Origin of the sequence: Streptomyces albidochromogenes (assembly GCF_005981925.1) — a bacterium.
Taxonomy (GTDB): domain Bacteria; phylum Actinomycetota; class Actinomycetes; order Streptomycetales; family Streptomycetaceae; genus Streptomyces; species Streptomyces albidochromogenes.
This window is the reverse complement of sequence record NZ_VBVX01000289.1, coordinates 1-7,911: the sequence shown is the minus strand read 5'-3', so window position 1 is coordinate 7,911 and position 7,911 is coordinate 1. Positions and strand designations below refer to the sequence as shown.

Below are 7,911 nucleotides of genomic sequence, written 5' to 3'. Positions count from 1 at the left end.
TCTCCACTTATGCGATCGTCGGCAGCGTCAGATGGGTATAAGAGACAGTAACCATCCGATAACCGGCTCGTTTGTCTGTACGAGGTCCTGCACAAACGGCCGAATACGGAGGGGAACATGCCGGTAAGCCCTTACACGCGTGAACGCCTTGCGGGGGCCGCGAGTTCGTCGCGAACGCTCTCCGAAGCGTTGATCAAGCTGGAGGTGGACCCGAGGAGTCCGTCGCGGCGCTACGTCCACGGACGCATGAAGAAGTTGGGCGTCGACACCTCTCACTTCGAGCGTGAAGGTGCGCGATGGACCAAAGAGGTCCTCGAACCCGTCGTCGCCGCGTCTACGAACATGTGCGACGTCCTGCGCCGGCTCGGGCTCGATGTCGTGGGCGGCCACCACACCCATATCAGCCGCAGAGTAAAGGCGTTCGGCATCGACACCTCGCACTTCGATCCACGCGTCAGCACCGGAAGGCGCGAAACACGACGCCGCCGTACGGCACAGGAGGTGCTTACCCAGCAGGATCCCACCAACGCCCGCCGGGAGCAGAGTGGGCGGCTCAAGCGAGCGATGCTGGACCTCGGTACGCCAGACAGCTGCGCGCTCTGTGGGACGGAACCAGTGTGGCGCGGACACCCCCTCCCTCTCGAGGTGGACCACATCGACGGCAACTGGCGGAACAACTGCCTCGACAACCTGCGACTCCTGTGCCCGAACTGTCATTCGGCCACTGACTCTTATCGCGGCCGCAGTAAAGGGCGCACGGTTCGGGTGTCACAGCGCGGAGATGGCTAATGAGCCGGGTTCAGAAGTACACACGCGAGCGGCTCGCCGAGGCAGCGGGGTGCTGCTCGAACATGGACGAAGTGATCGCGCTCTTCAAGACGCGTCCGTACGGTCACCTGCGCCGGTACTTGTTCAAGCGATTCGCCCATTTCGGCATCGACGTGTCGCACTTCAAGCAGCGCGGCTACCACAGAGGTGGCTCGCGACCGAGCCGCGAACAGCTCAGCGAAGCGGTGGCCGCAGCTGTCTCCATCGCCGATATTCTGCGGCGCCTTGGTCGGCCAGACAGTGGAAGCCAGCGAGCACTGCTGAAACTGTGGATGGCGCAGGATGCCATCCCCACAGAGCACCTTCTCGGGCAGGGCCATCAGCGAGGTAAGCCATCACCGGCCCCTGTCAGAAAGGCTGCGGCCGTGCTGACGAAGCACGACGGCAAGCGGCGCACGAAGACCACCCTCTTGCGGCGCGCACTCTTCGAGACAGGCGTTCCCGAGCAGTGCGACGAGTGCGGCACCGGGCCCGTGTGGCTCGGAAGGCCGATGACACTGGAGGTCGACCACATCAACGGTGACTGGAGCGACGACCGCGCCGAGAACCTCAGGCTGCTGTGCCCCAACTGTCACGCGATCACCAAGACGTGGTGCCGAGGTGGCCGCCGGCGGAGCTCATAGTCTGCCTCCCTCACAGCAGTCGGCTTCGACCAGTAAAGTGGCCGTGGTGCATGCGCCTGTACGCCAAGGGCTGAGCGGCGATCTTTAGGTGGTCGTGTTTGTCGGTTCGAATCCGACCGGGCGCACCAAACCACGGCGGCTCGGCTCGCACACCCGCGAGCCGAGCCGTCGACGCAGACACCTCACCCCAGCAGCTCCCGTACCACCGGGGCCAGCTCTCGGAATGCCTTGCCTCGGTGGCTGATGGCGTTCTTCTCCGCCGGGGTCAGTTCCGCGCAGGTCACCGTGTGGCCGTCCGGCTGGAGGATCGGGTCGTAGCCGAAGCCGTTCGTGCCGGCCGGGGTGTGGCGCAGGGTGCCCTGGAGGCGGCCCTCGACCACGCGTTCCGTGCCGTCGGGGAGGGCCAGGGCCGCCGCGCAGGCGAAGTGAGCCGTGCGGTGCGGGTCGGCGATGTCGGCGAGCTGGGCGAGGAGCAGGTCGAGGTTCGCCTTGTCGTCCCCGTGGGTGCCCGACCAGCGGGCCGAGAAGATGCCGGGGGCCCCGCCGAGGACGTCGACCGCCAGGCCGGAGTCGTCGGCGACGGCCGGCAGGCCGGTGGCCTTGGCCATGGCGTGGGCCTTGAGGAGCGCGTTCTCGGCGAAGGTGACGCCGGTTTCCTTGACGTCGGGGATCTCGGGGTAGGCGTCCGCGCCGACGAGGTCCAGGTCGAGACCTGCGTCGGCGAGGATCGCGTGCAGCTCGGTGATTTTCCCGGCGTTGCGGGTGGCGAGGATCAGGCGGGTCATGCTCCCAGTATCTACGGGGTGCAGACCTTGCCGATCTCGGTGGCCGCGTCGGTGACGGGTCCGATGTCGGGCGTCTCGTCGCCCTTCTCGACGGCGGTGCGGACATTGTCGACGGCCTTGTTCAGGTCGTCGACGGCCTTCGAGAGGTCGGCGTTGTCCGTGGTGTCGTCGAGGTTCGTGAGTTCCCTGTCGATGTCGTTGAGCGCCTCGTTGAGCTGGGTGGGGTCGTCGGCCGCGGTGGACACGGCGGTGGACAGCTTGTCGACGCTCGTGGCGATGGCGTCGGCGGTCTTGACGCAGTCCATGGCCTTGTCGAGGGCTCCGCAGCCGGCGACGAGTCCGGTGAGCGCCGCGGCGGTGGCGACGGCGAGTGCGACACGACTGGTACGGCTGCTACGGCGACTGCGCATGGAGCGGTCCTCCCCCAGGTTCAACGGGTGTGCGGTGTGCGGGTACGGGTGTGCGGACGGGCGTACGGTTCGGCCCGTACGCCCGTGCTCTGGGAGACGCCGGAACGGGTCTCCGCGGTTGCTCGCGGCGCGCGGGAGTCAGAGGGTTCCGGCGAGGGCCTGGGTCTGGATGGCGGTGAGGTCGGCGCAGCCGCCGCTCGCGAGGTCGAGGAGGGCGTTCAGTTCCTTGCGGTCGAACGGCTCGGCTTCGGCTGTGCCCTGGACCTCGACGAAGCGGTTGTCGCCGGTGCAGACGACGTTCATGTCGGTCTCGGCGCGGACGTCTTCCTCGTAGCAGAGGTCGAGCAGCGGGACGCCGTCGACGATGCCGACGCTGACGGCGGCGACGGTGCCGGTGAGCGGCTTGCGTCCGGCCTTGACGATCTTCTTGGTCTGGGCCCAGGCGACGGCGTCGGCGAGGGCGACGTAGGCGCCGGTGACGGCCGCGGTACGGGTGCCGCCGTCGGCCTGGAGTACGTCGCAGTCGAGGACGATGGTGTTCTCGCCGAGTGCCTTGTAGTCGATGACGGCGCGCAGGGAGCGGCCGATGAGGCGGCTGATCTCGTGGGTGCGTCCGCCGATCTTGCCGCGTACGGATTCGCGGTCGCCGCGGGTGTTGGTCGAGCGGGGCAGCATCGAGTACTCGGCGGTGACCCAGCCTTCGCCGCTGCCCTTGCGCCAGCGCGGGACGCCTTCGGTGACGGAGGCGGTGCAGAAGACCCTGGTGTCACCGAAGGAGATGAGGACGGAGCCCTCGGCGTGCTTGCTCCATCCGCGTTCGATGGTGACCGGGCGGAGCTGTTCGGGGGTGCGGCCGTCGATTCGAGACATGGGGTGGAGCCTAGCGGCCGGGCGCGCCCATGCGTGAGGGGCCCGTTCCGGTTCGGGGTCCGCGCTTGGCTGGAATGGCGCGGGTGTCCGGTCGGGGCCCCTCACGGCGGTGTCACGGGCGCTTCACATCATGTCTTCGATGTCCGCGGCGATGGGGTCGGCGTCCGTTCCGATGACGACCTGGATCGCGGTGCCCATCTTGACGACGCCGTGGGCGCCGGCGGCCTTGAGGGCGACCTCGTCGACGAGGTCCGGGTTGTGGACCTCGGTGCGCAGGCGGGTGATGCAGCCTTCGATCTCGTCGATGTTGTCGATACCGCCGAGCCCGGCGACGATCTTCTCAGCCTTGCTGGCCATGTCTTTCTCCCTGTTGTTCCAAGCGGAAGTCTCGGCCGACCGTGGCCGCTTTGCCACGGTAACTCACGGTTGGCCCAACTTCGCGGGCGAGTAACCGCCCTGTACCGAATGATGGCGATCACCGGCGCCCTGTCTTCCGGCCGGGCTCCGGACCGTACGGCAACTGGTCTACACCAGTATGCGACGCCCGCCAAACCTGGCTTGTTCCGGGAGGACGCCGATGAGTTCAGACGCCGGGGCCGCGCCGGGGCAGAAGCGGCAGCGCAAGTGGTGGAACGGCCTCTTCCAGGGACTGCAGAAGGTCGGCCGGAGCCTCCAGCTGCCGGTCGCGGTCCTGCCGGCGGCCGGTCTGCTCGTCAGCCTCGGCAACCTGTTCTCGGCGTATTTGGACGGCGCGTTCTGGGACAAGACCGCCAAGGTCCTGACGCTGGGCGGCACATCCATCCTGGACGGGGCATTCGGTCTGCCGTTGCTGTTCTGCATCGGGGTCGCGATCGGCTTCGCGAAGAAGGCGGACGGTTCGACGGCTCTCGCGGCGGTCGCGGGATTCCTGGTCTACCACAGCGTACTGAAGGCCTTCCCCGTCGATGGTTCGGTCACCAAGCTGGCGCCGGAGGGGACGCCGCAGAATCCGGGCGTACTGGGCGGCATCCTCATCGGGCTGCTGACCGCGGTGGTCTGGCAGCGCTATCACCGGACCCGGCTGGTGGACTGGCTCGGCTTCTTCAACGGCCGGCGGCTCGTGCCGATCATCATGGCGTTCCTCTGCGTGATCCTCGGGGTGCTGTTCGGGCTGCTGTGGGAGCCGGTGGGTGACGCGCTGACCTGGTTCTCGAAGCAGCTGATCGACCTGGGTGCGTGGGGTGCGGGCATCTTCGGTGTCGCCAACCGGCTGCTGATCCCGATCGGGATGCACCAGTTCCTGAACACCTTCTTCTGGTTCCAGGCGGGTGAGTACCGGACGGCGGACGGCAAGGTCGTCCAGGGTGACCTGACGCGGTTCTTCGCCGAGGACCCGTCGGCCGGCCAGTTCATGTCGGGCTTCTTCCCGATCATGATGTTCGGCCTCCCGGCGGCCGCCCTGGCCATCGCGCACTGCGCCCGCCCCGAACACCGCAAGCGGGTGGCGGGGCTGATGATCTCGGTGGGTCTCACCTCGTTCGTCACGGGCGTGACCGAGCCGCTGGAGTTCTCCTTCATGTTCGCGGCGCCGCTGCTGTACGGGCTGCACGCGCTGCTGACGGGCGCCTCGATGGCGATCACGTGGGCGCTGGGCGTGCACGCGGGGTTCAGCTTCTCGGCCGGTCTGATCGACTACGTCGTCAACTGGCATCTGGACACCAAACCGTGGCTGATCATTCCGATCGGTCTGTGTTTCGCCGTCGTGTACTACGTGGTCTTCCGCTTCCTGATCACGAAGTTCGACATCCCCACGCCGGGCCGCGAACCGGAGGAGATCGAGAAGGAGGCGGAGGAGGAGAGCGTCAAGTAGCCCTCCACGCCGCCGCGCAAGGCCCTCGGACCCGTCCGGTCCGGGGGCTTTCGCCGTGCCTGGGCGGATGTGTTCCGGAGCACTGGAATCGCGGGTTCCTTATCCGTCCTTCACCGTGCTAAAACAGGTCTACACCACTGAGTGGTGTAGACCACGTGGCGATGCGCCGCGATGTGCCCCGAGACGCCGCCGTCCCCCTGCTTCCCCCTGGCGGCGCCTTGCCCCATGGAGGAAATGATGTCCACGGACACCGCCGCCCCCGCGGCCCCCAAGAAGAAGGGCGCCGGCGCGATGGCTGTCATGCAGCGCATCGGCCGCAGCCTGATGCTGCCCGTCGCGGTGCTGCCCGCGGCGGCGCTCCTGGTCCGGCTCGGCAACGCCGACATGCTCGGCCGCGAGTCGTTCCCCGAGTTCATCACCAAGATCGCGGGCTACATGGCCGCGGGCGGCGGCGCGATCCTCGACAACATGGCGCTGCTGTTCGCCGTGGGCATCGCGATCGGCTTCGCGAAGAAGTCGGACGGTTCGACCGCGCTCGCGGCCGTCACCGGCTACCTCGTCTTCAAGAACGTCCTGGCGACCTTCACCGACCCCAACCTGCCCAAGGTGGCGAAGGTGGTCGAGAACAAGATCGTCATGACGGAGGCCCCGGTCGACGCCAAGGTGCTCGGCGGCGTCGTCATGGGCATCGTCGTCGCCCTGCTGTACCAGAAGTTCTACCGCAAGACGCTGCCGGACTGGCTGGGCTTCTTCGGCGGCCGCCGTCTCGTCCCGATCCTCTCCGCCTTCGCCGGCCTGGTCGTGGGCATCGTCTTCGGATTCATCTGGCCGGTCCTCGGCACGGGTCTGCACAACTTCGGTGAGTGGCTGGTCGGCTCCGGCGCCGTCGGCGCGGGCATCTTCGGCGTCGCGAACCGCGCGCTGATCCCGGTCGGCATGCACCACCTGCTGAACTCGTTCCCGTGGTTCCAGGCCGGTACGTACGACGGCAAGAGCGGCGACATCGCGCGCTTCCTCGCCGGTGACCCGTCGGCCGGACAGTTCATGACCGGCTTCTTCCCGATCATGATGTTCGCCCTCCCGGCAGCCTGCCTGGCGATCGTGCACTGCGCCCGCCCCGAGCGGCGCAAGGTCGTCGGCGGCATGATGCTCTCCCTCGCGCTGACGTCGTTCTTCACGGGCGTCACCGAGCCGATCGAGTTCACGTTCATGTTCATCGCGCCGGTGCTGTACGCGATCCACGCGGTGCTGACCGGTGTCTCCATGGCCCTGACCTGGGGTCTCGGCATGAAGGACGGCTTCGGCTTCTCGGCCGGCGCGATCGACTTCGGCCTGAACATCGGCATCGCGACGAAGCCGTGGATGCTGCTCCTGGTCGGCCTGTGCTTCGCGGCCGTCTACTACGTGGTCTTCCGCTTCGCGATCACGAAGTTCAACCTGCCGACGCCGGGCCGCGAGTCCGACGAGGAGATCGCCGAGCTGCGGAAGGCCGAGGCGAAGTAAGCCGGGCCGTACGCGCGAGGGCCCCGGACCGGCAGAGCGGTCCGGGGCCCTCTGCCGTGTCCGCGTATCTCAGACGTCGTACTCCGCGCCCGCGACCGCCAGTTCCGCCGGGCCGCCGTACACCGCCCGCGCGTCGGCCAGGTTCACTTCCGGGTCCGTCCACGGCGGGATGTGCGTGAGGACCAGCCGGCCGACGCCCGCCCGCTCGGCGCACTCGCCGGCCTCGCGGCCGTTGAGGTGGAGGCCCGGGATGTCCTCCTTGCCGTACGTGAACGACGCCTCGCACAGGAACAGGTCGACGCCGTCGGCCAGTTCCTGGAGGGCCGCGCAGGCGCCGGTGTCGCCCGAGTACGTGAGGGACCTGCCGCCGTGCTCGATCCGGATGCCGTACGCCTCGACCGGGTGCGCCACCTTCTCCGTGCGGACCGAGAAGGGGCCGATGTCGAACACGCCGGACTTCAGCGTGTGGAACTCGAAGACCTCGGCCATCGACTTCTCGGTCGGCGTGTCGGCGTACGCCGTCGTGAGGCGCTGCTCGGTGCCCTCGGGGCCGTACACGGGGATCGCGGGGGCGCGGCCGCCCTCGTGGCGGTAGTAGCGCGCGACGAAGTAGCCGCACATGTCGATGCAGTGATCGGCGTGCAGGTGGCTGAGGAAGACGGCGTCGATGTCGTAGAGACCGACGTGGCGCTGCAGCTCGCCCAGGGCGCCGTTGCCCAGGTCGAGAAGCAGCCGGAAGCCGTCGGCCTCGACGAGGTAGCTCGAGCAGGCCGATTCCGCGGACGGGAACGACCCTGAGCAGCCGACGACGGTGAGCTTCATGGAGCGTGAACCTCCGTAACAGGGACGGGGAGGGTTCGTGCGGGTTCGTCGAGCGTAAGGCGCGAGCGAGCCGGTCGCTCCTTGATGGCGGGGCGTTGTGGGGGAACTCACCTGCGTTGTCACCGGTTCGGGCGGCGCGCGCGGGGCGGGCGGTGCGCCGGTACGGTCGGGGGATGGACACGTCCTGGTGGGTGGCGCTGGTCGCCGTGGTGGTACTCGCG

The 7,911-nt window shown here is 68.0% G+C and carries 9 protein-coding genes and 1 tRNA gene; 5 read left to right on the top strand and 5 right to left on the bottom strand.

Going from position 1 to position 7,911, the window contains the following annotated elements:
• Positions 1 to 117 precede the first annotated feature (117 nt).
• From E2E34_RS27600 to E2E34_RS27590, 3 genes are all read left to right on the top strand, one after another.
• On the top strand, positions 118 to 789 hold the full coding sequence (locus E2E34_RS27600; RefSeq protein ID WP_138904611.1) for an HNH endonuclease signature motif containing protein: 672 nt from the start codon (positions 118 to 120) through the stop codon (positions 787 to 789).
• On the top strand, positions 789 to 1,451 hold the full coding sequence (locus tag E2E34_RS27595; RefSeq protein WP_138904610.1) for an HNH endonuclease signature motif containing protein: 663 nt from the start codon (positions 789 to 791) through the stop codon (positions 1,449 to 1,451). The genes E2E34_RS27600 and E2E34_RS27595 overlap by 1 nt, the downstream gene beginning before the upstream one ends.
• 52 nt (positions 1,452 to 1,503) lie before the next feature.
• Positions 1,504 to 1,579, top strand: a tRNA-Leu gene (locus E2E34_RS27590).
• 54 nt (positions 1,580 to 1,633) lie between these two features.
• Here E2E34_RS27590 and rdgB read toward each other — a convergent pair.
• From rdgB to E2E34_RS27570, 4 genes are all read right to left on the bottom strand, one after another.
• Positions 1,634 to 2,236, bottom strand: coding sequence for an RdgB/HAM1 family non-canonical purine NTP pyrophosphatase (rdgB, locus tag E2E34_RS27585; protein WP_138904609.1), 603 nt, complete (start codon positions 2,234 to 2,236; stop codon positions 1,634 to 1,636).
• A gap of 11 nt (positions 2,237 to 2,247) precedes the next feature.
• Positions 2,248 to 2,646 (bottom strand): hypothetical protein, encoded by a 399-nt coding sequence (locus E2E34_RS27580; RefSeq protein ID WP_138897413.1) that lies wholly within the window; start codon positions 2,644 to 2,646, stop codon positions 2,248 to 2,250.
• A 138-nt stretch (positions 2,647 to 2,784) separates the two neighbouring features.
• Positions 2,785 to 3,516 (bottom strand): ribonuclease PH, encoded by a 732-nt coding sequence (gene rph / locus E2E34_RS27575; protein WP_138904608.1) that lies wholly within the window; start codon positions 3,514 to 3,516, stop codon positions 2,785 to 2,787.
• A 123-nt stretch (positions 3,517 to 3,639) separates the two neighbouring features.
• A complete protein-coding gene (locus E2E34_RS27570) occupies positions 3,640 to 3,930 on the bottom strand; it encodes a PTS sugar transporter subunit IIB (protein WP_268245854.1) in 291 nt (96 codons plus the stop codon).
• Between the two features lie 163 nt (positions 3,931 to 4,093).
• Here E2E34_RS27570 and E2E34_RS27565 point away from each other — a divergent pair, with 163 nt between their 5' ends.
• Together E2E34_RS27565 and E2E34_RS27560 are read left to right on the top strand one after the other, a co-directional pair.
• Positions 4,094 to 5,365, top strand: a complete 1,272-nt coding sequence (locus E2E34_RS27565; protein WP_138904607.1) for a PTS transporter subunit EIIC — start codon at positions 4,094 to 4,096, stop codon at positions 5,363 to 5,365.
• Positions 5,366 to 5,602: 237 nt separating this feature from the next.
• The gene (locus E2E34_RS27560) at positions 5,603 to 6,868 is read left to right on the top strand and encodes a PTS transporter subunit EIIC (protein ID WP_138904606.1); all 1,266 of its coding nucleotides are present in this window, start codon (positions 5,603 to 5,605) and stop codon (positions 6,866 to 6,868) included.
• Between the two features lie 69 nt (positions 6,869 to 6,937).
• Here the strand turns inward: E2E34_RS27560 and E2E34_RS27555 are convergent, their stop codons facing one another.
• Positions 6,938 to 7,690, bottom strand: a complete 753-nt coding sequence (locus E2E34_RS27555; RefSeq protein ID WP_138904605.1) for an MBL fold metallo-hydrolase — start codon at positions 7,688 to 7,690, stop codon at positions 6,938 to 6,940.
• Positions 7,691 to 7,911 lie beyond the last annotated feature (221 nt).

Coding starts and splice junctions, on each gene's coding strand:
- E2E34_RS27600 (WP_138904611.1), top strand. CDS start 118: ATGCCGGTAAGCCCTTACACGCGTGAACGCCTTGCGGGGGCCGCGAGT.
- E2E34_RS27595 (WP_138904610.1), top strand. CDS start 789: ATGAGCCGGGTTCAGAAGTACACACGCGAGCGGCTCGCCGAGGCAGCG.
- rdgB (WP_138904609.1), bottom strand. CDS start 2,236: ATGACCCGCCTGATCCTCGCCACCCGCAACGCCGGGAAAATCACCGAG.
- E2E34_RS27580 (WP_138897413.1), bottom strand. CDS start 2,646: ATGCGCAGTCGCCGTAGCAGCCGTACCAGTCGTGTCGCACTCGCCGTC.
- rph (WP_138904608.1), bottom strand. CDS start 3,516: ATGTCTCGAATCGACGGCCGCACCCCCGAACAGCTCCGCCCGGTCACC.
- E2E34_RS27565 (WP_138904607.1), top strand. CDS start 4,094: ATGAGTTCAGACGCCGGGGCCGCGCCGGGGCAGAAGCGGCAGCGCAAG.
- E2E34_RS27560 (WP_138904606.1), top strand. CDS start 5,603: ATGTCCACGGACACCGCCGCCCCCGCGGCCCCCAAGAAGAAGGGCGCC.
- E2E34_RS27555 (WP_138904605.1), bottom strand. CDS start 7,690: ATGAAGCTCACCGTCGTCGGCTGCTCAGGGTCGTTCCCGTCCGCGGAA.